The following is a 25,502-nucleotide window of genomic DNA, read 5'->3' on the forward strand; positions in this document are numbered from 1 at the left end:
GCTAGCCATGCGATTTCAACCCATTCCATCGCCCGGTTTGATGAGGCGTCTTGCGCAAGGTTGCGGCCCCGTCCTTTTGGCTTTGCTGGTCAGCGGCTGCGGCGACAAACCTGCCGCCGTGGCGCCGGCCGTGCGAGCCGTCAAAGTCGAAACCGTGCAGGCCGACAGGGGGGGCGACGTGCGTTTTTCCGGCGTCGTTCGTCAGCGTGAGAGTGCAGGGCTGGCGTTTGAGTCGGCTGGCACACTGGCCGAGTTGCGGGTCGATGTGGGCGATGCCTTCGAAAAAGGGCAGGTGCTCGCTGCACTCGATCGCCAGCCCGCTGCATTGCATCTTCAGCAGGCCCAGGCCAGCGTCAACACTGCAACGGCTCAGGCTGCAGAGCGCGCGCTGAATTACCAACGTCAGAAAATGCTGTTGGCCGCCGGCAGTGTCGCCCAGAGTGTTGTGGAGGGCGCGCAGGCAGCCAATGCACAAGCGGTGGCCGAGCAGGCGCGGGCGCAGTCGGAGCTGGCGCTGGCGCGTCGAGAAGTCGAGCGCAGCCAGATCATTGCGCCGTTTGCCGGGCGTGTCGTGGCACGTCGGGCCGAACCCCACAACCTGCTGGCGTCCGGGCAGGTTGTGCTGCAGGTCGAATCGCGTGGCCAGCAGCAGGTGCTGGCCGCCGTTCCTGTCGAGCAGGCCAGTCAACTGAAGGTGGGCGACCTGGCGCATGGCTGGAGCACGTCCGGACCTTCGGTCGGGTTGGGCATGGTGCTGGAAGGCATCTCCCCTCGCGCAGAGGACGGGTTGGTGCGCACCTGCCTGTTTCGCCTGAACGATCCTTCTGAAGCGGTGGCCAGTGGTATCACGCTGTTGGTGCAAATGGCGCCGGAACAGCGTGCGCAGCCTCTGACGATACCGATTCAGGCGTTGTGGATGGGCATGGCCAGGAGCAGTGCGCAGGTCTTCGTTTATCAGAGGTCCGGAACCGTCGCCTTACGGACCATTACGCTCGGCGCAATAAAGGATGGGCGGGCAGCGGTGACCGAGGGGCTTGCGGCGGGCGATCAGGTAGTGGTTGCCGGGGCCGCCTTTCTGCAGGACGGACAGCCCGTCAGTCTGTTTCACCCCACGACCCGTTTGACTGAGAACACCCCATGAACATTACCCGTAACGCAATGGGGGCCAGTCGCCTGACCCTGTTCGCCGCTGGCCTGATTCTCCTTGTCGGTGCCTGGACCTTCCTGGGTTTCCCTTCGCAGGAAGAACCCTCCGTCACAGTGCGGGACGCACTGGTCAGCGTTGCATTGCCCGGCTTGCCTGTCGAACGCGCTGAAGAACTGCTGGCCAAGCCGCTGGAAGAAAAGATCCGGGAGCTGGCCGAGGTCAAGGATGTGGTCACCACGATCAAACCGGGCCGGGTGATCGTCCAGGTCACGGCGTATGACAGCGTCAAGGACCTGGCCGCATTATGGCAACGGCTCAGGGCCAAGGTAGGAGAGTTGGCTGGTAGCTTTCCGCCCGGTACTCAAGGACCGCTGGTGAACGATGACTTCGGCCGTGTTGCCGTGGCATCGATTGCCGTGACGGCACCCGGCTTCAGCATGGGTGAGATGCGTGGCCCGATCAAACGGCTGCGTGACCGGTTGTATGGGTTGAGCGGGGTCGATCAGGTCGAGCTGTATGGCCTGCAGGATGAGCGTGTCTATATTGACTTCGATCACCAGACGCTCGGTGCTTCCGGGTTGGCGCCCCAGCAGGTGCTGCAACAGCTGCACAGTCAGAATGCAATTGCGCTGGGTGGCACTCCGGTGACAGGTCAGCAAAGCTCTACGCTTTCAGTAACCGGTGAAATTCGTTCGCTGGAGCAGCTGCGCCAGTTTCCCGTGCAGTTGGCAAGTGGCGAGCGTGTGCCGCTGCAGGCCTTGGCGAAGGTGTCGGTCGCGCCGGTCGATCCGCCCGAGACGGCGGCCATCTATCAAGGACAGCCAGCCGTGGTGCTGGCCGTTTCGATGCAGTCCGGGCTTAACGTTCAGGCCTTCGGCAAGGCGCTTCGCGCACGTCTGGGCGAACTTGAGCAGCAACTGCCCGCCGGCTTTGCCTTGCACATCGTGACGTTTCAATCCGATGTGGTGCAGCACGAGATGAGCAAGATGTACCACGTCATGGCCGAAACCGTGGTGATCGTCATGTGCGTGGTGATGTTGTTCCTGGGCTGGCGCACCGGGCTGGTGGTGGGGGCCATCGTACCGCTGACGATTCTGGCCACGCTGATCGTGATGCGCTCGCTGGGCCTCGAACTGCAAACGGTGTCGATTGCGGCGATCATCCTTGCCCTCGGACTGTTGGTGGATAACGGCATTGTGATTGCCGAGGATATCGAGCGCCGGTTGCACGCCGGTGAAGATCGCCGACAGGCCTGTGAAGACGCAGGGCGCACGCTGGCCGTTCCGTTGCTGACGTCGTCACTGGTGATCGTGCTAGCGTTTTCGCCGTTCTTTCTCGGGCAAACCAGCACCAACGAATACTTGCGTTCGCTGGCTATCGTGCTGGCCACCACCCTGATCAGTTCCTGGCTGCTGAGCATCACCGTGACGCCGCTGCTGTGCTTTTACTTCGCCAAAACGCCGACAGTTCACGAAAACGCATCAGGGGCAGACGACTACACGTCGGCCGTGTACCGCGGTTACCGAACGATCATCGAGCGATTGCTCAACCACCCGTTCGTTTTTCTGGGCAGCATGCTCGGTTTGCTGGCAGGTGCGGTCGTGGTGCTGACTCAGGTTCCCTATGATTTTCTGCCCAAGTCGGACCGGTTGCAGTTTCAGATTCCGCTGACCATGCAACCGGGCAGCAGCGCGACCGATACCCTGCAAACCGTGCGGGATATCAGCCAGTGGCTGAGCGATGACCGGGACGTGGTCGACAGCATCGGTTATGTCGCCGATGGCGGTCCGCGCATCGTGCTGGGGCTCAATCCACCGCTGCCAGCCCCGGATATCGCCTACTTCACCGTCAGCGTGCGAGAAGGGGCCGATGTGGATGCCGTGATCGCCAGAGCGCGGCGCTTTCTGTTGCAGCAACACCCGGAAGCCCAGGCGCAGCCCAAGCGTTTTTCAATGGGGACTACCGAGGCCGGTGTTGCGATCTACCGGATCATCGGTCCTGACGAGCAGGTTCTGCGCCAGGCTGCCGGTCAACTTGAAGAGGCGCTGTCGGCGCTGCCCGGTACTGTGGACGTGCAGGACGACTGGCGTACCCGGTTGCTGCGCTACGACGTGGTGGTCGATCCGTACAAGGCGCGCCTCGCTGGCGTCGGCAGCGAAGACATTGCTCAGGCCTTGCAACTGCGCAACGGCGAGCTTTCCGTGTCCTCGATGCAGGACGGCGAAACGACCGTGGCGCTGGTCGCCCGCGAAAGGGCGAACGGCAGTCTGGCTTGCACTGATCTGGACAGCAGCTATGTCTACTCTGCATCGGGTTCAGGCCCTTTGCCGCTGTCGGCCGTTGCGTCTCTGGAGCCCCAGTCGCAAGCCTCTACGCTGCTGCGCAGAGACATGGAGCGCGCTATCACGGTGATCGGACACAATCCGTCGATGACGGCGACAACGATTGTCGAGCGTCTGGCGCCACAGGTCGCGGCCCTGCACCTGCCGGCGGGTTATCGCATCGAACTGGGTGGTGAAATACAGGACTCCGCCGAGGCCAATCAGGCGTTGTTGCAGTACATGCCGCATGCGCTGGTGGGGATGCTGCTGCTGTTCATCTGGCAGTTCAATTCGTTTCGCAAGCTGTTGATCGTGATCGCCAGCGTGCCTTTCGTGCTGATCGGTGCGGCGTCAGCCTTGTTGCTGACCGGTTACCCGTTTGGCTTCATGGCCACGTTTGGCCTGCTGTCGTTGGCAGGCATCATCGTCAACAATGCCGTGCTGTTGCTGGAGCGGATCGATGTCGAACGACAACAGGGCGTGTCAGTGCGTGAAGCCGTCGTGAATGCCGCCGTGAAACGATTGAGGCCCATCGTGATGACCAAGCTGACCTGCATTATCGGCCTGGTTCCGTTGATGCTGTTTGCCGGCCCTTTATGGGAGGGCATGGCAATCACCATCATGGGCGGACTGGCCTTGGGCACCCTGGTGACCCTGGGCCTGATTCCCACGCTCTACTGGCTGTTGTTCGACAAATTGAAACCGGTCAGAAAAACCTCGGAAGCTTGAAACAGCGTCCTGCTCAGGACGGCGGTATCGTCCCGAGCAGGCCGATTGCAATCGTGAATGCCAGAAAAGCCAGTAAACCCAATGCCATCTTGCCCATGAGAACCTCTTCGTTGATCGGTGTGGATCGCAGGGCAATTATCGGACGCGGGTCAAATCTGGTACAGATTCAGAAAGCGTTAAAAAATAGAGATCAGTTTGCTGAGTAGGGTGTTAGAACGAGGCCAGAATCCGGCCCAGTGTCGCCATTGCCTGCTCACAGCGTTCGTCCCAAGGGCTGCCGTGGTTCAAGCGTGCGCAGTTGCGAAATCGCTGTGAGGGCGAAAAGATCGGGCCTGGAGCGAGGCTGATGCCTTGCGACAGCGCTTCTTGAAACAGCTGAAGTGAATCCACCCGTTCAGGAAACTCGAACCACAGAAAATAGCCGCCGACCGGTTTGGTCACGCGAGTGCCTGCCGGAAAATAGCGAGCGGCTGCGGCGAGCATGGCGCCCTGTTGAATTTCCAGCGTATCGCGCAGCTTGCGCAGGTGCCGGTCATAGCCGCCATGATTGAGGTAGTCGGCAATGGCGGCCTGAGCGGGGACGGAGGGTGAAAGGGTGGTCATGAGTTTCAGGCGATTGATCTGCTCGGCATAACGCCCGCCTGCTACCCAACCGATCCGGTAGCCGGGTGCAAGCGTCTTGGCAAACGAGCCGCAATGCATGACCCGTCCGCTACGATCCAGGCTCTTGACCGGCTGCGGCGCGGTGCTCCCGAAATAAAGCTCTGCATACACGTCGTCTTCGATGAGCGGGACGTCATGGGTTTCCAGCAATTGGTACAACCGCGCCTTCTTTTCCTGAGTCAGGCTGGCCCCCAGCGGGTTCTGAAAACTACTCATGAACCAGCAGGCCTTGATCGGCAGACGGTTGAGGCTGTCTTGCAGCGAATCGAGGTCCACGCCATCACGGGGGTGCACAGGAATTTCGACAGCCTTCAGTTTCAGGCGCTCCAGTACTTGCAGGCACGCATAGAAAGCGGGGGCCTCAATCGCGACCAGATCGCCCGGTTCGGTGACGCATTGCAGGCACAGATTCAGCGCTTCCATCGCCCCGTTGGTGATCACCAGTTCCTGTGTTGGCAGGCGCACACCGCTGATCATGTAGCGCAACGCGATTTGTCGGCGCAGTTCAGCGTTGCCTGTGGTCATGTCACTGATAATGGTTGCCGGGGTTAGCGTACGCACGGCCACGCTCATGGATTTCGCCAGGCGGGGCAAGGGGTAGAGGTGCGGGCTGGGAAACGCCGAACCGAACGGAACCGTCTCGGGATCCTTGAGTGAAGCCAGCACCGAAAAAATCAGATCGCTGACGCTCACTTCGGTGCCTTCGCTGACATGCCTGACCAGATCGGGCTCGGTCATGGTCTGAGGGCCATACTCGCGCACGTAATACCCCGAACGGGCGCGTGCCTGAATCAGGCCTTTGTCTTCAAGCAGGTAATAGGCTTTGAAAACGGTCGTAGGGCTGACCGAATACGTACGACTCGCGACCCGCACGGACGGGACCTTTTCGCCCGGCGGTAGAATTCCGTTGCGGATCATTTCAGCGATATCGGCGGCGAATTTTTCGTAGCGTTTCATAGGGGGCATCAAGACGGCGGCCGCTGCATGATGCGTGAAAGCGGACGCAGGTGACAGCGTTCCGCGTGCCTGAAAGCAAGCCGGCTCTGGCGGCTATCGTTGCGCGGGTAAGCGTGCCTTCGCCAGATTTGGCAAGGCCGGGCCTGTCTCGTTATCTGGAAAAATAGAAATAGGGGCGGCGCAGCCGATATTTCGTTTAGACACTAAAGCTTTTACGTTTTTCGCCGAACCCTTGAGAGGCCCGATCCAAAGCGGTCAGGACGTTTTTTCTCATGGAAGGCAGATGAAGACCTCGCTTTTTTTACTCACCGTTTCTGTGGTCTGTGTCTACAGCATGCCGGCCTGCTGCCCAACCGATCCGGTAGCCGGGTGCAAGCGTCTTGGGAAACGATCCGCAATGCATGACCCGCCCGCTGCGATCCAGACTCTTGACCGGCTGCTGCGCAGTACTCCCGAAATAGAGCATTGGCACTGAGAGGGCGATGGACGGTTACGGTTTTTGCGTAAATAAATCCTATTCGTTTCGGTACACCAAGGTTTTTTAAGGTCTCGGTAATAATCATTTGTACGAAATTGTACGAATATTTGACGCCAGATTAGTGGCGAATTAATATCGCGGCCGAATTTAATATCAATATGATGTCGCAGGAGCGCGCCGTGCATCTTTTCGCTTTAAGATCGGCCGTGCTGGCGCTGCTTGCCGTCGCACCACTGTTCACCTTCGCCGCCACCACACCCGGCGAGCAGGACCTCATCCGTGATCGTCAGGATCGTCTTCTTGAAGAGCAGCGCCGTCGACTTGAAGACCTTAAGGATCTGCCGGGCAAGCAGGCCGCACCTGCTGCTCCGGTCTCGCCTGCCGACACACGCTGTTTCACGATCGATCGCATCGAGCTTAAAGGCGCGAATTCGCTTTCAGCCGCTGAGCGCGACAACCTGATCAAGCCTTATATCGGTCAATGCCTGGGCGTTCCCCAGCTCAACGAGCTGCTCAAGGTCATCACCGATCGCTACATCGAAAAAGGTCTGGTGACCACGCGCGCTTATCTGCCGCAGCAGGATCTGTCCAAGGGCGACCTGCAGGTGCTGGTGATTGAAGGCAAGCTCGAGAAGCTGCGTGGCGATGCCGACAGCGGCCTGTCGGCGCGTGAGCTGGCGATGACCTTCCCCGGTGAGGAAGGCACGATGGTCAACCTGCGCGAGATCGAGCAGATGGTCGATCAGCTCAACCGCCTGCCGTCCAATCAGGCGCAGATGGAACTGACGCCCGGCAAGGCGGTGGGTGGCAGTGATGTGGTAGTCAAGAACTCGCCGCAAAAGCCGTGGCGAGCCACTCTGTCGCGTACTAACGAAGGTCAGCGCAGCACCGGTGAGCAGCAATGGAATGCGGGGCTTGAGTGGGATAACCCTCTGGGCTTGGCTGATCAGTTCAGCCTGCGCGGCGGACACGATGCCATCAGCGATCGCCAGAAAGCCTCTCGCAATGCCTCGCTGTCGTACAGCATGCCCTGGGGCTGGTGGACTTTCAGCTACCTGTACAGCACCAGTGAATATCGTTCGGTGGCCCAGGCGTCCAATATCGATTTCAAGCAGGACGGCTACAGCCAGAACCATCAGTTCAGGGCTGAACGGGTCGTGCATCGTGATGCATTGAGCAAGACGTCGCTCAATGCCGGTCTGGCGTACCTGCGGACCAACAACTATGTAGAAGACAGCAAGCTGGCACTCAGCAGCAACCGCATCACTGAGGCACAGTTCGGCATCAACCACGGCCGCCGGATAGGCTCTGTGTTCCTCAACATCGACCTGGGCATGCAGCAGGGCATTGGTGCGCTGGATGCCCAGGGCAATCATGATCCGGGGCCAGGCCAGGCCGATGCACGCTATCGCAAATACACCGGCACCCTCAGCTACCTGCAACCGTTTCAGTTATGGGGCGAGAAGCTGACGTTCACCAGCCTGGCCACCGGGCAGCGCAGTGAAGACGTGCTGTTCAGCCCGCAGCGCCAGAGCCTTGGCGGCTCGTCGTCGGTGCGCGGTTACAAGGATCAGTTTCTGTCGGGTGACAGTGGCGGCTACTGGCGCAACGAAGTGCGTCTGAGCCGTCCGGTCACTCTCGACTGGATGCGGCCGGTCTTCGCCGAGTATGGCGCTGCGGCTGGTTACGATCAGGGCGTGATTCGTGGCGACCGTTACAACGGCGATCAGCATGGTCGCCTGTCCAGCAATTCGTTCGAACTGTTTACCCGTGGTCAGCATGTCGCCGCATCAGTGACCTTTGCCCGCTCTCTGGAACGTCCCGACGTGATCGAGCGTGAATCGCCTATCTACTTCCGTGTGGATTTCTTCCTGTAACCCAGCCTTTTTCATCTTTCCCGTTTCGAGGTCACTTAAATGGACGTTCACCAGTTGGCTCTGCTCGCCCGTCAGCCCTCCGCGGCATTGACCGAGCGCCAGCATTTTTGGGGAATGCCCAAGCGTGGCCTTGCGCTGATTCTGGCTAATGCCCTGTTCTGGCAGCCGCTGCTAGTTCAGGCAGAAGGCATCGCGGTCAGTGGCACGGGGACCACGCTGGGTCAGGCGGGCAATGGCGTGCCCATCATCAACATCGCCACGCCCAATGCCAGCGGCCTGTCGCACAACCAGTTCCAGCAGTACAACGTCGACAGCCAGGGCGTGATCCTCAACAACTCGACCAACCAGACCCAGAGCACCCAACTGGGCGGGATCATCGTCGGTAACTCCAACCTGCGTGGCACCGCGGCCAATACGATTCTCAACGAAGTGGTGGGCGCCAATGCCAGCCAGCTCAGGGGTTACACGGAAGTGGCGGGGCAGGCGGCACGCGTCATCGTCGCCAACCCGTATGGCATCAGTTGCAACGGTTGCGGGTTCATCAACACGCCGCAGGTCACGCTGACCACCGGCAAGCCGATTCTGGATGGCAATGGTCAATTGCAGCGCTTCAACGTTCAGGGCGGCAGCATCTCGATTGACGGCGTGGGGCTGAATGCCGACAACGTCGACCAGTTCGACATCATCACCCGCAGTGCGAAGATCAACGCCGAACTGCACGCCAAACGCCTCAACGTCATCACCGGCCGCAACGACGTCGATGCACAGACCCTGAATCCGACGGCACTGGCAGACGACGGCAGCAGCAAACCGGAACTGGCGATCGACAGCTCGGCCCTGGGCGGCATGTACGCCGGTGCCATCCGGCTGGTCGGTACCGAAGCGGGCGTTGGCGTCAGGCTCGCCGGAGACCTGGCGGCCAGCGGCGGCGATATCCAGATCGATGCCAACGGCCACCTCAACGTCATGCAGGTGGCGGCGAGCGGGGCAGTAAACGTTCGAGCCAACACCGCAGAGGTCAACGGGCCGGTGTACGCCGGTTCCTCTCTGGCGATGACCACCGGCGGCGACCTTACAACGCGACAGAACGTCGCTGCCCGCGATGCACTGACCCTGTCCGCTGGCGGCCAATTGCGTAATTCGGCCGTAATCGAAGCGGGCGTCAATGCAGACAACAGCCGCAACGCTTCGGGCGATGTGACCCTGGCGGCCAACGACCTGACCAACAGCGGCAGCATCACCGCCAGCCGCGCCTTGCAGGCTACTGTTACTCAGACGCTGAACAACCAGGGCGCCACGCTTAACGGCCAGGCCAGCGCATGGGTTGCTGCGGGCGTGATCGACAACCGTCAGTCCGGGCGTATTCTGAGCCAGGGTGGCAACGCAGATATCAATGCCTCTCAAGTACTGAACGCACAGAGCGGGCTGATCAGCAGCAGCGGCAATCTGAACATCACCGCCCAAACGCTGGATAACAGCCAGCAAGGCAAACTGTCCAGCGGCGCTGTGTTGACTGCGCGCATCTCCGGCCAGGTGCTCAACCAGTTGGGCATCATCAACGCGGCAGGTGGCCTGCTGCTGAACACCGGCACCGTTGACAACCGCACCGGTGAAATCTCCAGCCTGGGCAGCCTGACAGCCACGGTAGGCCAGTTCGACAACAGCAGCAGCGGTCGCCTGTTGGCCAACGATACCCTGCAGCTGACGGCTGACACGCTGAACAACCAGAACGCTGGATCCGTGTCCGGGCAGCAGAACGTACAACTGACACTGGGACAACTGACCAACACCGGCAAGGGCAGCGTTTACGCTAGAAACAGCCTGGGCGTGAACGCCACCAGAGCCGTCAATAACGATCAGGGCGTGCTGCGCAGTGATGGCACCCTGAACCTGAGCGCGGCGAGCCTTGCCAGCAGCGGCGGCAGCGTCACCAGCGCCGGAACGGCCTCGATTACCACCACTGCAGCCGCCGTCAACCAGGGCGGACAGATTCTCAGTGATGCCAGCCTGACGTTGACCAGCGGTTCGCTGGACAACAGTCAGAGCGGTCGCATTGCGGCGAACGGCGTGACCGTCACCACGGGCGCATTCGACAACCACAAGGACGGCCGTCTTACCAGCACCGGCACCCTTGGGCTGACTGCCGCTCAGGTCAACAACACCGAGGCGGGCCGGATCGCCAGCGCCATGGCCCTGACGGCGGTGGTCACCGGCCTTGATCAGACCAATGATGGTCGGCTTTATAGCAACAGTGATGTCAGCCTCGATCTGAATAACGGTGTGCTGAACAACCAGGATGGATTGATCAACGCACCCGGTCAGTTGCTGCTGAAAAACCTCAATGTGGTGAACAACCAGAGCGGCGAAATTTCCAGTGCGAATGGTTTCTCGCTGGTGGCCACTTCGTTGGACAACACCGAAGGTTCGGTGCTAAGCGACAAGGCGTTGATCCTTCGCGTCAACCGGTTGCTGACCAACCTGCGCGGGATGGTATCTGCCAATGGCCTCGAGCTGCACGCGGCAACCCTGAACAACCAGAACGCGGAAATTTCCAGCCTCGGGGCGCTCACAGCAACGGTCGGCCAGTTCGATAATAGCCAGAAAGGCCGTTTGATGGCCAACGGCGCGTTGTTGCTGACGGCAGACAGTTTCGACAACCAGGCCAACGGCGTGGTCTCCGGGCAGCAATCCGTCCAGTTGAATCTCGGTGAATTGACCAATACCGGCAGCGGTCGGATTTACGGCAAAAACAGCCTGGGTTTCAACATTGCCGGTGCATTGAACAATGAACAGGGCGTAATCCGCAGCGATGGCACGTTGTCCCTGACGGCCGCATCGCTGAACAACACCAGCGGCAGTATTTCCAGTGCGCAAACCGCTACGATTACTGCCACCGGAGCTGCGGTCAATAACGGCGGTGAGGTGCTGAGCGACGCCAGTCTTAAGCTCACGACAGGTCGTCTCGATAACGCCCGCAAAGGGCGAATTGCCGGTAACGGCATTGAGTTGACCACCGGAACGTTTGAAAACCAGAACAGCGGAAGCCTCATCAGCAGCGGAGTCATGAGCCTGACTGCCGGCCAGGTCAATAACAGTGAGGCGGGTCGCATCGCCAGCGCGATGGCGTTGACTGCCGTGGTGACTGCCCTTGACCAGACCAATGATGGGCGGTTGTACGGCAACAGCGATGTCAGCCTCGATTTGAGTCACGGTGTATTGAAAAATCAGGGAGGTCTGATCACCGCACCGGGCCAGTTGATTCTGAAAAACCTGACCACCGTCAATAATCAGGACGGTGAAATCTCCAGTGCCAATGGCTTCACGCTTACGGCCAACTCGATGGATAACACCGATGGTTCATTAATCAGCGACAAGGCACTGATTGTGCGCGTCGATAAGTTGCTGAACAACCTGCGCGGATTGATTTCTGCCACAGGTCTTGAGCTGAATGCCGCGACGCTGAACAACCAGAATGCAGAAGTCTCAAGCCTGGGTACGCTGACGGCAACAGTGGGTCAATTCGATAACAGCCGCAAAGGCCGCTTGCTGGCCAACGAGGCTCTTTTGCTGACGGCCGACAGTCTCGATAACCAGACCGCAGGCGTGGTCTCAGGCCAGCAGTCTGTACAACTTAATCTGGGCCAGTTGACCAACACGGACAGCGGTCGGATTTACGGCAAAAACAGTCTGGGCTTTAACGTTACCGATGCGCTGAACAATAGTCAGGGCGTCGTTCGCAGCGATGGAACGCTGGAGCTGAAGGCTGCATCCCTGAACAATACCGGCGGCAGCATCACCAGCGCTGACACGTCCTTACTGACTGTTACCGGAGACGTCGTCAGCCAGGGCGGTGAGATATTGAGTAGCGCCGACCTGACGCTTGACAGCGCAAGTCTGGATAACAGCAAGAACGGCCGTATCGCAGGCAAAGGGGTAACGGTCGATACGGGAGCGTTCGACAACCAGCAGGGCGGTCGCCTGACCAGCACGGATGTGCTGAGTCTGACTGCGGCTCAGGTCAACAACAGTGAGGCAGGCCGTATCGCCAGTGCGAAAGCGCTGACGGCGTTCGTCACCGGCCTAGATCAGACCAAGGACGGTCGGCTCTACAGTAATAGCGACCTCAGCCTCGATTTGAACAACGGTGTGCTGAAGAACCTGGGCGGTTTGATCACGGCCCCTGGCCAACTGCTCTTGAAAAACCTGACCACAGTCGATAACCGGAATGGCGAAATCTCCAGCGCCAATGGTTTCAAGCTGTCGGCCACTTCGCTGGACAACACTGACGGTTCGGTTATCAGCGAGCAGGCACTGATCGTGCGCGTCGATAAGTTGCTGACCAACGTGCGCGGTCTGGTTTCCGGCAGGGGGATCGATCTTGGTGCGAGTGAACTGAACAACAATGGCGGCAGCGTTAGCAGTGACGCCGATCTGATCATTGATGTGAAGGACGCGCTGTCAAACCAAATTGGTGAACTGAGCAGCGCCGGCAAAACCGATTTGGCTTCTCTGACCCTGGACAATACCCAGGGGCAGGTCATGGCCGATAAGTTTCTGAATATGGTCGTTGGCAAGGCGATCAACAATCAGGCAGGCACATTGGGGGCGGGGCAGGGCGTCGATATTCACGCGGTGAGCCTGGACAACAGTCAGTCTGGATCGGTAGTGACCGACGGAAAGCTTTCTCTCGTGCTGACGGAGGCACTGGACAATCAAGCCGGGGGCAGCCTGCAGGCCAAGGGGCTGATGGAGCTTTCCAGCCTCTCAGTGGATAACCGTGGCGGCAGCATCATCGCCAAGGATCTGCTGATCGTACACAGCGACAGCTTCGCCAACCGCGGCGGAACCATCCGCGCTGAAAAAGGCGTGCAGCTGTTCGTCGATGAACTTGATAACAACCAGGTAGATCTGGCGGCAGAACAGAAAGGCGGTATTCACAGTAACGCTGGCCTTGAGTTGACAGGCACGTTTCTGGATAACCGGAGCGGCCTGCTCAATGCTGTTGACCTGATGAAATTGCAGGTGACAAAAGCGCTTAACGACTCGGGACGTATCGCCAGTCAGGCTGATCTTGTTGCTGAAATCGACAGCCTGACCCAGAAAGGCGGCGAGTTGGTTACGCAAGGTGACCTGACCTTGATTGGCAAGACGCTGGATAACCGGTCGGGTGGTCTGGTAGGTGCAACAAAAGCGCTGAAACTCAACGTGGACGATATCGACAACCGCAGCGGTGAGATATCCAGCCAGATCGGCGTAGACATCACTGCCAAGACGCTTGAAAACAGTGACGGCGGCAAGGTTCTGGCCGGTACTGCTCTGGAATTGGAAGTGGCGCGCGTCATCAACCTTAACAAGGGGCTGCTTTTCGGCAATACCTTGCATCTGGACGGCGCTCGCTTGGACAACGCGGGTGGCACGCTGGCCAGTCAGAACAATCTGACAATCCTGTTGACCGGCGCACTGGACAACACTGGCGGTCTGCTCAGCAGCGAGGCCGCGCTGAGTGTGACCGCCGATTCGTTGCAAAACGCTAAAGGCAGTCTGTCCAGTGCCGATGCATTGACGATTGATACAACGGGCGCGATGTTCAACCAGTCCGGTTCTGTCACCACGGGTTCGACGCTCACGACCTCCAGTGCCAGCCTGGACAATAGTCAGGGGGGAGCGCTTTCTGGCAAAGGCGCGACCAAGGTCACTGTCACTACCGGCACATTCGATAACAGCCAAAAAGGCCGCCTGACCAGCAGCGATACGCTTGAACTGATCGCAGGCAAGGTCATAAACCAGAGTGCCGGGCGCATCGCCAGCGCACTTGCGTTGACCGCCACGGTTACCAGTCTTGATCAGCAGGCAGGCGAGATGTTCAGCAACACCTCGTTGAGTCTGGACCTCAGCAAAGGCCAGTTGAACAACCAGGGCGGCCTGATCAATGCCTCCGGCCTATTGCTGCTGAAAAACCTCAAAGGCGTTGCAAACCAGAGCGGCGAAATATCCAGCAATCAGGCCTTCACCGTGAAGGCCGATAGCCTTGATAACAGTGGCGGCAAGCTGCTGAGCGGCCAGAAGTTGACGTTGGTTATCGACAAGGCACTTGCCAATGTCAAAGGCTCTATTTCCGCAGCTGCGCTGGATATGCATAGCGGGGGGCTTGACAACACCGCAGGCTTGATCAGCAGCCGCGGCGCGTTGGACCTGGCTGTCGATGACGTTCTGAACAATACGAAAGGCGTGGTGATTGCCGATGCTGACGTCGAACTGAATGCTGCTTCCGTCGATAATCTTGAAGGGCAGCTTGCCAGCAAGAAAAACCTTGTAGCGCATATAGGCAATCTGCAGCAGAAAGGCGGCCAGTTAATCGCGCAGGGCTCTCTGACGCTGACCGGTGATGCATTGACTAACAGCAACAAGGGCCTGATTGGTGCAACCCAGGTGCTGAGTATCAATGTCGCTGACATGGATAACCGTGGTGGCGAAATTTCGGGTCAGGACACGATCACACTGACCGGAGCCAAGCTGAATAACAGCGACAGCGGCCAGGTCCTTGCGCAGAAAGCCCTGAAACTGAACGTCGCCCGGACTGCCAATCAGAACGATGGCCTGCTATCCAGCACGACCGGCCTGTCGGTCGTCGGTACGGCTCTGGATAACACTGGCGGGACATTGAGTGGGCTGCAGGATATCAATATCGATTTGTCCGGGCTGCTCGATAACACAAAGGGGCTTGTCAGTAGCGAGGGTACGCTGACCCTGAAGGCTGGCAGCCTGACCAACACCGCTGGCAATGTTTCCAGTGCTGACACCCTGTATCTGCGTAGCGTCGGAGCATTCGGCAATCAGGGCGGCAAGCTGGTGACCGATGGTGCACTCGATCTGGGGAGCGGCGCCCTCGATAACAGCCAACGCGGCACCATCAGCAGCAAGGGCTTGCTGAAGCTCACTACGGGTGATTTCGATAACAGTCAGAATGGGCGTGTCAGCACCAGTGACCGACTGGAACTGACCGCCGCGAAACTCACCAACAGCAGTGGCGGCAGCATCGGCAGCAGTCAGGCAATGACCGCAAGCGTCAGCCGCCTGGATCAGCAGAAAGGCACTCTGTTCAGCAACACTTCACTCAGCCTTGATCTGAACAATGGCCAATTGGACAACCAGAGCGGACTTATCAATGCCCCAGGCACGCTGCTGCTGAAAAATCTGGGCGTGATGTTGAACCAGGGTGGTGAAATTTCCAGTGGGCAAGCGTTCACGCTGTCTGCAAACAGCCTTGAAAACGACGGCGGCAAGGTACTCAGCAATCAATTCCTCACTCTGCGGATTGCCAATGCACTGAATAACGTCAAAGGCATGATCGCCGCAGCAGGTGTGGATGCCAAGGCCGGCACGCTGGACAACACCGGCGGGACCCTGACCAGTCGCAACGATCTGGAACTGACCGTTACCGGGACGCTGACCAATCGCGAAAAAGGCCTCATCAACGCGAACCAGTTTCTTGAATTGGGTTCGGGCGTCCTTGATAACCAGACAGGCCAGTTACTGGCTAAAACGGGTCTGACGCTAGACGCAACAACGATCAATAACACCGCCAACGGCTTGATCAATAGCGGCAGTACGCTGGTTCTGACAGCCAACAGTCTGGACTCTGGCAACGGTGGTGAAGTTTCGGCATTGGGCGCGATGAGCGTCACGCTTGATGCGCTGTCACTCGACTCCGGACGTTTGATGGGTAACACCAGTCTGTCCATTGATCTGAAAAACGCTGATCTGAATAACCGTGGCGGACTGATTTCTACCAAAGGCCCTCTGACGTTCAAGCGCGTACGCGACTTCATCAACCAGTCAGGCGAAATCTCCAGCTCACAGAGCTTTGAGCTGAACGGCCGTGCGCTCGATAACACAAACGGCAAGGTCATCAGCAGCGACGTACTGACGGTCGCAACCGACAGCGTCAATAACCAGAACGGCCTGCTATCCGGTTGGCAGCGTCTGGACGTTCACGGCAAAAGTCTCGACAACCGCAACAACGGTACGCTGTCCAGTCGCAACGGCTCGGTCGGCGTTGACCTGAGCGGTGCGTTGCTCAACAGCGGTGGCGGGGCGCTGGTCAGCCAGACGGCACTGACTGTTACATCTGACAGCCTCAGCAACAGTGGAGGCATCCTGTCCAGCGGTGCTGGCCAGACTCTGACCGTTACCGGTCGGTTGGACAACAGTCAGAAAGGCTTGATTGACAGCGGAGCCGGACTGACTATCAAAGCCGATACGCTTGATAACACCGCTGGCAATATGATGGCCGCCCAGGCCCTGAGTTTCGAGGGCGGAACACTCGACAACAGCGCGGGAAACCTCAGCAGCAAAGGCGCGATGACCCTCGATCTGCTGGCTGCCCTGACCAACGCCAAAGGGAAGCTGGCCAGCGGCGGCGCGTTATTGCTGCGTCGCAGTACCCAGATCAACAACCAGGGCGGCCAACTGGTAGGCAAAAGCCTGTTGACGCTCAATACAGCCGGCCAACTGGATAACAGTAACCGAGGCACCCTCGCATCTGACGGTAAGTTGCATCTCATCGCCACCGGTGATGTCGTCAACGCTACAGAAGGTCTGATCTACAGTCAGGGCGGCGATGTAGAGGTGGACGCGGCAGGTCTCAACAACACGCTTGGCACGTTGCAAAGCCAGGGAGCGCTTCGCGTATCGGTTAACAAAGACGTCGATAACCTGAACGGCCGCATTATTGCCCAAGCGGGCGATCTGGGCGTTACCGCAGTAAACCTCAACAGCCAGGGGGGTGTGCTTTCCAGTTTGCAGGGCGCATTCACTTCGACTATTACCGGCGTGTTGAACAACGGTTATGACGGCAAGCGGCAAGGAGGTGTGATCCAGGCGCAGCGTCTCAACCTGACCGCGTTGGGCGGCTTCAATAACTACGGCGGTCGTGTTTCTGCCCGGACCGGCGAAGCGCTGATAACCACGTCGGATTTCGATAACCGTAATGGTGGTCTCTACGCGAAAGGGTTGGTGCTCGTCAAGGGTGTCAACTTCGATAACAGCGGTGATAACGACGGCCAGATTGCGGGCGGCCAGGTCGAACTCGATCTCGGCGGGCTGCTGAACAATCGCCTGGGCATCATCGAGAGTGACAGCACGCTGAACATCCGCGCCGCGAATCTGGACAACCAGACCGGCCAGCTTCGCGCGCTGGGGGCAGGTGGTTCGACACTCTTCCAGATCGGCAACCAGTTCGACAACCGCAGTGGCCGACTGGAAGTGGCAAGCAGCGACCTAGCTTCATCAATGGCAATGGTTCTCTGCTGCATACCGGAGAAGGCACCTTCGCGATCTCTACGCCCAATCTGACCAATGCTGGCGGCAGTGTCGTAACGCGCGGCGGACTGACGCTCGCCGCTGACAGCTGGACAAACAGTAGCGTGATTCAGGCAGGGCGATTGACGGTCAATGTCGGGACATTCAATCAGACGGCGAGCGGGCAGTTGCTGGCGTCGGATGCGTTTGTCGGGACGGGGGGTAATTGGATCAATGATGGGTTGATTGCAAGTGACGGGAGTGTGGATATCCGGATTGGAGGTGGTTTTTCGGGGAGCGGTCGGGTCAGCAGTCTAGGTGGGCTGGGGCTCGCCGCCAACCAACTTAAATTGGGTACTTCCGGCAGTATCGCAAGTGGCACGCTTACTGACTTGGATATAGCGGCCACTGCTATCAGTTATGGGCGTATTACATCTTCTGGTGACGTGTATCTTAATAGCGCTTTGTCTGAGAATTACGGCACATTAGGGGCAGCCCGTAGTCTCGTCCTGAACGTTGACTCGCTTACCAATAATGGAGGTTTTTTATTTGGAGGAGAGGAAGTTCAGATAAACGCTGGGTATTTTACTAACCTTAAAGGTGATTTATATGGTTTGCGTAATGTAGTGATTAAGGGGAATAGGGTGGAGCGAGCCACTTCTGTTTCAAATATATCCGGTACAGTGGAGAGTGGTAGTGATATTTCAATTAGTTCAAGTTCTTTTGAAAATCGTACGGAAGTTTCATTAGGTGCTGAAGGGTTTGGAGCTGGTAGGACTCTTGTTAAAGGTCTGCTGACGCTTCAGTGTTTGGATTGTGGTGGTAGTACTTTATCAGTAAATTTTGTTGCGAAAGAGTATTATGAAGGTGGGCAGGATACTGATGCTAGTGCATCATCGTTAATTACAGCAGGTGGAAATTTCTCTTTTAGTGGCGGTACTTTTATTAATAGTAAAAGTACTGTAGTTGCGGTTGGTGATATTAATATAAGCGCTGATAATTTTAAAAATTTAGGCGCTGTGAGCGGATCAATAGAACGTACGCGCACGTATTATTCTGGGAGATTGAATTATGAGGGGTTAGATGGAACTGCATGGTGGGTTTTGCAGTATAATAAACATAATAATCCGGATTTTCCTGGTTTTAATTATTTTGATGAGGCTGGCAATCTTAAGCTGGGAGTAATCACTCAGGAGTTTCTAACGTCTGATGAGAGCGGTGCACAGTATCCGATGTTTCAACTGAGGGATCCTGTTACTTATGCTGAGGTTAAAAGCTTTCCTTATTTTTATTTTGATTTGGCCTTGGTTTATGATCGGCCTTTGCCGGCTTCAGAATATAGCCGTGATGGTCTTGTGGACTTACCTTCCCAGCTCGCAAATTATAAGCTGGAGAGTGACGTTGAGGTTGCTACGGATGGCGGAGGTTTGGGTAGCGGCCGTAGTGCAGTAATTCAGGCTGGTGGTAACGTATCAATAGTAGCCAAGCAAGACCTGCAAAATAGCGTTATTCATCAGGATTACGCTGGCAGTGGTGGCGTCAGTAAAGTTCAAGATACGAGCACTTCAGGTGCAGGCACAACAGTTATTAGAATAAACGCCCAACTTCCCCCGGATCTTGCTCAACAACAAATCAACCCACTTGCCCTGCCAGGTTTCAGCCTGCCGACAGGCCAGAATGGCCTGTTCCGTCTTAGTGGCCAGTCAGGCAACACGAGTTCTATTTCCCAAGCCACCGGCACCCCGCAAAGCTGGACAATGGGCGGCGCGAGCATATCGCTGGCTCAGCGTGAGCAATCTGTTCCTGATGCGCAGCCTGGCATTATTCAACTCGGTGCCGTCGGACAGATCGACAGCGCCACTCGCCAGCTTGCGCAAACCACACGGCAGGCTGCCGGTGTGAGTGCCAATGCATCGACTTTCGACACCAGTGCTCCGGGTTTTTCGAACGCTGGTGGGTTCATCTTGCCGGGTCACAGCTCAGACGCCGCTGGCGTAACCTTGGTCGATGCAGTTGCAGGAGTGACAGCGAGCAATCAGGGCAATGGTGCTTTATTGCCTGTTCAAAGTAACGGCTCATCGACGGCAGTACCACTGATTACCGTAGCCTCATCCAGTGGTGGCACGATCCAGAACCCTGGGGCGGTGCAGGGCAGCGCGATCACCTCGGTTACACCAGTCATCGGTACGTCAGTAGCCAGTCAGATCCCGACTTCTGCCAGACCGTCAGTGATCGCTCAAGCCAATCAGGTCATCAGCGCAGCGCAGCCGGTTGTTGTCTCTCAGAGCAACGCTATCAGCCCTGTCGCAGGTGCCGCCTCGCAAACGGTCGCGAAGGTTCAGGGGCTGCCAAACAGCACATTCGTCTCCAAGCCTCAGAAATACCTGATTGAAACCAACCCGGTACTGACCGAACTCAAGCAGTTCATGAGTTCGGATTACCTGCTTGCAGGTCTCGGCTACGACCCGGAAGTCAGTGCCAAACGTCTGGGCGACGGTCTTTACGAGCAGCGTCTGGTGCAACAAGCGGTAGTCGCTCGTACCGGTCAGGCTTTTATTCAGGGACAGACCTCCAACGAAGCGCAGTTCAAGTACCTGATGAACAACGCTATCGCGAGCAAGCAACAACTGAACCTTGCCGTCGGCGTATCGCTGAGTTCGCAGCAGGTTGCCGCGCTGACCCACGACATCGTGTGGCTCGAAGAGCATGAAGTGAATGGCGAAAAGGTCCTGGTTCCGGTGCTGTACCTGGCCCAGGCGGATAACCGTCTGGGGCCAACCGGTGCATTGATCGCCGGTAACGACGTCTCGCTGATCGCTGGCCAGAACCTCGATAACGTAGGCACCTTGCTTGCCAGCAACAACCTCTCCGCGGTCGCGGGCAACAACCTTGTCAATGCCGGTTTGATAGAGGCGGGCAATCGCCTGGACTTGCTGGCAGGCAACGATCTGATCAACACGGCAGGCGGCATCATCAAAGGCCGTGATGTGTCCTTGACCTCGCTCAATGGTGACGTGATTAACGAGCGCAGCATCACGTCGATGGACAACGATGCTCGTGGACAGCGACACAGCGAGTTCGCCGATAGCGCGGCGCGCATCGAAGCTGCCAACGACATGAGCATTTCGGCTGGCCGTGACTTCATCAACCGTGGCAGCGTTCTGGAAAGCGGGCGTGATCTGAATATCGTTGCCGGACGTGATTTGAGTATCGGCACGACGGAAGTCAATAACAGCCTGTTCTTCGACAAAAACCACAACAGTAGCGACATCACCCAGCTGGGCTCTACGGTCACTGCTGGACGTGACCTGGGCGCCAAGGCTGGCCGCGATATCTCCCTGATTGCCAGCGACATCGATGCCAAGCGCGACATCGCAATGGCTGCCACGGCAAACATGACCATCAGCTCTGCGGCAGACGAAGAGCACTCCCTGTCCAAGAGCAAGAAACTGACCCGTCAGGAAGATCACGTCAGCCAGATCGCCACCGACCTCAACGCTGGCGGCAGCGTGGCCCTGCAAGCCGGTCAGAACCTCGCCGTGATCTCCAGCCGGATTACAGCAGGTCAGGAAGCGTACCTTATTGCGGGCGAAAACCTCGACATCCTCGCGGCGCAAGACAGTGACTACTCGCTGTACGACAAGAAGAAAAAGGGCTCGTTTGGTTCCAAGAACTTCAAGCGCGATGAAGTGACCGATGTGAAGAACATCGGAAGTGAAATCACGACTGGCGGTGATCTGGTTCTGGCGAGTGGTGGCGATCAGAAGTATCAGGTGGCGAAGCTGGAGAGCGGCAAGGACCTAACGATTCAAAGTGGCGGGGCGGTGACGTTTGAGGGGGTGAAGGATCTACACCAAGAAAGTCATGAGAAAAACAAAAGTGATCTTGCATGGAGTTCGGTAAAAGGCAAAGGCAGTACCGATGAAACACTGCGACAAAGCGAGCTCGTAGCTAAAGGCGAACTGGCCATTCGAGCGGTAGATGGGTTGAGGATCGATATTAAGCAAGTCGATCAGCAAAGCGTGAGCCAGACTATTGAAGCCATGGTCAAGGCTAATCCGCAACTCGCTTGGCTCAAGGATGCGGAAAAACGTGGTGATGTGGACTGGCGCTTGGTCAAGGAAATACACGAGTCCTTCGAGTACGGTAGTTCGAGCTTGGGTCAAGGAGCGATGCTCGCGATCATCATAATCGTGACGGCTTTGACTGCAGGTGCTGCCAGCACACTTGCTGCATCGGCAGGAAGTATGATGGGGGCGGGTGCGGGGAGCACAATGGCGGCTGCTACGGTTGGAGGTGCCACTTCTGCGGGACTTGGCAACGTAATAGCGACTGCCGCACTGACCTCGATGGCGAGCAATGCAGCTGTCAGTGTTATTAATAATCGGGGCGATATTGGTGCGACCTTTAAAGATATAACCTCTTCCAGCTCTCTGAAAGGGTATCTAACTTCCGCGGCTATGGCCGGTTTGATGCCCGGCTACAACCCTACCAATCTCGGTTTTAACATGGCAAGTGCGCAAGCAGTGTTGATGAAGTCAGCATCCGATGCGTTTGTTAATACTGTTATTAATGGGGGGAGTTATTCAGATAATCTTGGTAATGCATTGGCAGGGCAAGCCAGTAATATTGGTATGGCGGTCGGATTTAAATCAATTGGTGGGTGGGCTCTCGGTAAGTACGACGACGGTAGTATACAGAAAGTTTTGGCGCACGCCCTTGTAGGGGGGCTTGTTGCCGAAGCAACAGGAAGTGATTTTAAAACTGGCGCTATGGCTGCAGGTGCCAATGAGGCACTGATTAATGTAATTGGCAACATGGCAGGCGGTAACAAGGAACTTGAGCTAATGGCGTCTCAGCTCACAGGTATTGTGGCGGCAGCGGCTGTAAATGGAGATGTGGCCAAGGGAGCAGAGGTCGCTAAATATGCAACAACTTATAATAGGCAACTGCACTTTGAAGAACAGAAATGGCTGAATGAAAACGCCAAGGCTTTTGCTGAGAAAGAGGGCATTACGGAACAGGCAGCGATGGAGCGTCTGAGCCAGCAAGCCTTGAAGAATACAGACATGCTATGGCGTTCCCTGCTGACCGATGGTGATGATCCGAAGGCCATGTCTTTTCTGGCAGAATCTGGCAAAACGTTCGTGAATGACTTGGGGACGGACCAAAAGCTCTTTACCACCGACGGTAATCAACTGTTCCGGCCTGAAATGTTTGCCGATTCGGCCGATCCGGCTTTTTACAAGCAGTTCGTACAGAGTGGTATAAGCCGCAGTTTGAGCGACGGACTCGTCAAAGAATTGAAGGATTCAGGTGTCGCGTTGAAAAACGGCGCCGTTGATCTGGTAGAGGCTGCGCAGAAAAATCCTGGCGCTGTGCTTGACGCGATCATAAGCGGAATTGGAGAGCTGCCCCAAGGTTTGGTCGATAGCTTCAAGGAAAGCGGCCAAGCCATAGGTGAGGGAGCAGCAGTCGCCCTGAATACAGATATTTCCAGCAAGCTCAATGCGATCTATAGTCAGGATGTCGGGACCGCACAGAAAACCTTGCTGGCAATTCGGGTTTTTTCAGCATTGGTGGGAGCGAAGGGGATCGCCAGTGCAGGTGATGCATTGGCTGGGAAAGTTATTGGAAAGAAGCTGGATGAAGTACTTGAGCAGACGAATAAAGCTGGCGATAGTGAAAAACTACCACCTGATATTGAAGATGGTAAACACAGTTCAGATTCTCCATTGGATAATTCCGATTCGCCGGAAGATAATAGTTTTGTATCTGAATCGTTGGAGTTAAAGCCGAGGATTGACGTGACTTCATCATTCTCAATGAAGTCGTATAAGGATGGCTTGGTTACTTTGCGGTACGGGAACCCAGAGGAGGGTGGTGCCGGGCTTTCATTGAGCGTTGATAAAAGCGGTGTGTTAGGTTTTGATGTTCGTTCATCTAACAATGCGTTAAATCCCTCTGGGACTGATATGTTCATTAGCGCTATGCAGAGGTTGGAGCAGGAAGGTATTAAAGTTAACGCTGTTAGGGGGGCGTGGTTTGGCGGAACAGATAGCGTAAATACATCAGAGTACTTGGCTAATTTGGAGAAGGGTATGCTTCCCGCTGAGGCGGCTGCAAAAACTTGGACTGGACGCATAGCCGCAAAATATGGTTTTACAAATGTTCAGACCCCCGTCAAGGAAAGATGGAATGATGCGACTACAGTTATTTTTGAAAGGCCGTAATAGTTAAAGGAGGTTTTGTATGCTAGAAGGTATCAGTGAGGGTAAAAAGCCTTCTCATGTATTTAGAGATGTTATTAAAGCCGATCCTACTATTGGTAATATGCGTCTTAGCGAATTTTTTCATGAGGAGTTTATTGATGTGGATAGTTTGGCTATGCAGATTATATGGAACTGGCGCGGGCCGGGTAGGACTAGCGGGCTTAGTGATGAATCGCTAGATGAGAAGCTGTTAGACTTGCTGAGTGATGCTGGTTATTTGTAAGTAACCGCTCCATGAACCCCACATTCAAAGCGCTAAGCTAATGCCCGATGCTGGGCTCCCGATTCTCTCAGGAGCCCGCCGCCATGATGCGATCCGATGCCAAAGTCGAAAAAGTGTACCTCTACCCCAAACCTGTGGACTTTCGAAAACCATCGTTATGTTAATTGATGAAAAGACAAAGTTGGCCATCTGGCGCCCTTCAACGCAAAAGTCGGTTTTGGATACTTTGCAGCGTGTGAAATCTGCCGTTGATCAGAATCCCGGATATAAAGTTGCATATGAGTTTCCGAATCAAAAAGTTGAGGCACAGGCTAAAGCTTTCATTCGGTCCAATGGTTTCGATAGCGTTGTTAGTACTAGGACAAGAGCCCCATGAGTGCAGCGGATATAGAGCTATGGTTTTATGCGTGTCCTGATAAAACTCTATCTATAAAACAGCGACATGCTGAAATCATAGATAGGATGTCTCGATTGGTTCTCCTTTAAGGTTTGCGTGTGGCGGAAGATTTGATTGAAAAACTTGTGGGGCGTGATCCACTAGCAATGGTCGAGTTCTTAGAACGCATAAAAGGCTGATGGTGCAAAAGAGATTGGCGCTCCTGCGAAAGTCGATTATTCAAATGTTGAAAATCCGCCAAATATCGGCCCCGGTAAAGAATTTGCTTTGCGGCAAAAACAAGAGGCGTTGGGATTGAATAAAGCAGCCAACGACGGCGTAGTTAAATCCGATGCCGGTGGTGCTGTCTTAATCAAACTACAAAAAAGTCAGCGCGGTGTAACTCCAGATCCTAGCGAGTGGCCGTTTGACCACATAAAACCAAAAAATTGTAATGGTAAAATTTCAGTTCATATCTCCCAATCATATCTCCACAAGAGACTAGGGCTAAATCTGACAAATAGGCGGTCCTAGATGGATAGTTCAATTCTATACATAAACGAGCTACCTTCAGTTGAGCGTGTTAAATATGTGGCCCAAGGCCTTGCGCTGTTGGATGCCATAATCATGCCCGAGTGGGAGTATAGATATTTCTCATTCAACTGTAATTGGGATGGCGCGGGGCAAGAGATGATGGGCTCGATGAGGGACGGTTCGGGGGCTGAGTATTTTTTGCACTTTACCGATGTAGGTGTTGCGGGAAAAGTTATGTGTGGTTCTCCTCTATCTAATGTGTCTGAATGTTTGAATGCCATGCCCGAGGCGTTTCAGCGATTTAAAGTTGAGCCAGCGTTCTCTACGGGTAGTGCAAGTCTGTTTTTTTGGCGTGATCTCAAACAGCCATCGTGGTGTGCGTCGCCGGAAGGGTTGAAAGAGTATCCGCTGCTGGGTTTTTTAGCGGGAAGTATTGCGGCTTATAAAATTTTAGCTGAGGACTACTATGAAAAAAGCATCGATGCAATCGTACTTGAGGAAGTGTTTACATCGCTAGACGTTACCGCTGATCAGCTAATGGTGCTTAATCCTAATATAGAGTTAGCTGACTTGGCTGATGATGTTCAAGAGATTTTAGGTTGTACGCTTTAATTAGATTGTTAGA

General features: G+C 56.2%; 8 protein-coding genes and 1 pseudogene. 7 read left to right on the forward strand and 2 right to left on the reverse strand.

Features of this window, described 5'->3' with window-relative positions; translation table 11 throughout:
* The first annotated feature begins 7 nt into the window (after nucleotides 1-7).
* Together ALP40_RS05180 and ALP40_RS05185 are read left to right on the forward strand one after the other, a co-directional pair.
* Nucleotides 8-1,141, forward strand: a complete 1,134-nt coding sequence (locus tag ALP40_RS05180; protein ID WP_122207193.1) for an efflux RND transporter periplasmic adaptor subunit — start codon at nucleotides 8-10, stop codon at nucleotides 1,139-1,141.
* A complete protein-coding gene (locus tag ALP40_RS05185) occupies nucleotides 1,138-4,197 on the forward strand; it encodes an efflux RND transporter permease subunit (protein WP_122207194.1) in 3,060 nt (1,019 codons plus the stop codon). Before ALP40_RS05180 ends, ALP40_RS05185 begins: the two co-directional genes overlap by 4 nt.
* A gap of 210 nt (nucleotides 4,198-4,407) precedes the next feature.
* Here the strand turns inward: ALP40_RS05185 and mapR are convergent, their stop codons facing one another.
* Both mapR and ALP40_RS26055 read right to left on the reverse strand, forming a co-directional pair.
* A complete protein-coding gene (gene mapR / locus ALP40_RS05190) occupies nucleotides 4,408-5,817 on the reverse strand; it encodes a GntR family transcriptional regulator MpaR (RefSeq protein ID WP_181112718.1) in 1,410 nt (469 codons plus the stop codon).
* Nucleotides 5,818-6,148: 331 nt separating this feature from the next.
* Nucleotides 6,149-6,280, reverse strand: a pseudogene (locus ALP40_RS26055) (hypothetical protein); the annotation flags it as partial.
* A 176-nt stretch (nucleotides 6,281-6,456) separates the two neighbouring features.
* Here ALP40_RS26055 and ALP40_RS05195 point away from each other — a divergent pair.
* From ALP40_RS05195 to ALP40_RS05210, 5 genes are all read left to right on the forward strand, one after another.
* Complete coding sequence (locus ALP40_RS05195; protein WP_183136002.1) at nucleotides 6,457-8,172, forward strand: ShlB/FhaC/HecB family hemolysin secretion/activation protein; 1,716 nt, start codon at nucleotides 6,457-6,459, stop codon at nucleotides 8,170-8,172.
* A 39-nt stretch (nucleotides 8,173-8,211) separates the two neighbouring features.
* Complete coding sequence (locus tag ALP40_RS05200; protein ID WP_259640673.1) at nucleotides 8,212-17,526, forward strand: filamentous hemagglutinin N-terminal domain-containing protein; 9,315 nt, start codon at nucleotides 8,212-8,214, stop codon at nucleotides 17,524-17,526.
* An 89-nt stretch (nucleotides 17,527-17,615) separates the two neighbouring features.
* Entirely contained in the window at nucleotides 17,616-23,705 is a 6,090-nt protein-coding gene (locus ALP40_RS25490; protein ID WP_259640674.1) for a DUF637 domain-containing protein, read from the forward strand.
* A 19-nt stretch (nucleotides 23,706-23,724) separates the two neighbouring features.
* Entirely contained in the window at nucleotides 23,725-23,967 is a 243-nt protein-coding gene (locus ALP40_RS05205) for a hypothetical protein (RefSeq protein ID WP_122207197.1), read from the forward strand.
* A 910-nt stretch (nucleotides 23,968-24,877) separates the two neighbouring features.
* Nucleotides 24,878-25,489 (forward strand): hypothetical protein, encoded by a 612-nt coding sequence (locus ALP40_RS05210; protein WP_122207198.1) that lies wholly within the window; start codon nucleotides 24,878-24,880, stop codon nucleotides 25,487-25,489.
* Nucleotides 25,490-25,502 lie beyond the last annotated feature (13 nt).

Origin of the sequence: Pseudomonas viridiflava, assembly GCF_003702045.1 — a bacterium.
Classification (GTDB): domain Bacteria; phylum Pseudomonadota; class Gammaproteobacteria; order Pseudomonadales; family Pseudomonadaceae; genus Aquipseudomonas; species Aquipseudomonas viridiflava_C.

What these genes read in the sequence shown, in the direction of transcription:
- ALP40_RS05185 (WP_122207194.1), top strand. Translation starts at nt 1,138, where the DNA reads ATGAACATTACCCGTAACGCAATGGGGGCCAGTCGCCTGACCCTGTTC.
- ALP40_RS05210 (WP_122207198.1), top strand. Translation starts at nt 24,878, where the DNA reads ATGGATAGTTCAATTCTATACATAAACGAGCTACCTTCAGTTGAGCGT.
- ALP40_RS05205 (WP_122207197.1), top strand. Translation starts at nt 23,725, where the DNA reads ATGCTAGAAGGTATCAGTGAGGGTAAAAAGCCTTCTCATGTATTTAGA.
- ALP40_RS05195 (WP_183136002.1), top strand. Translation starts at nt 6,457, where the DNA reads ATGTCGCAGGAGCGCGCCGTGCATCTTTTCGCTTTAAGATCGGCCGTG.
- ALP40_RS05180 (WP_122207193.1), top strand. Translation starts at nt 8, where the DNA reads ATGCGATTTCAACCCATTCCATCGCCCGGTTTGATGAGGCGTCTTGCG.
- ALP40_RS05200 (WP_259640673.1), top strand. Translation starts at nt 8,212, where the DNA reads ATGGACGTTCACCAGTTGGCTCTGCTCGCCCGTCAGCCCTCCGCGGCA.
- mapR (WP_181112718.1), bottom strand. Translation starts at nt 5,817, where the DNA reads ATGAAACGCTACGAAAAATTCGCCGCCGATATCGCTGAAATGATCCGC.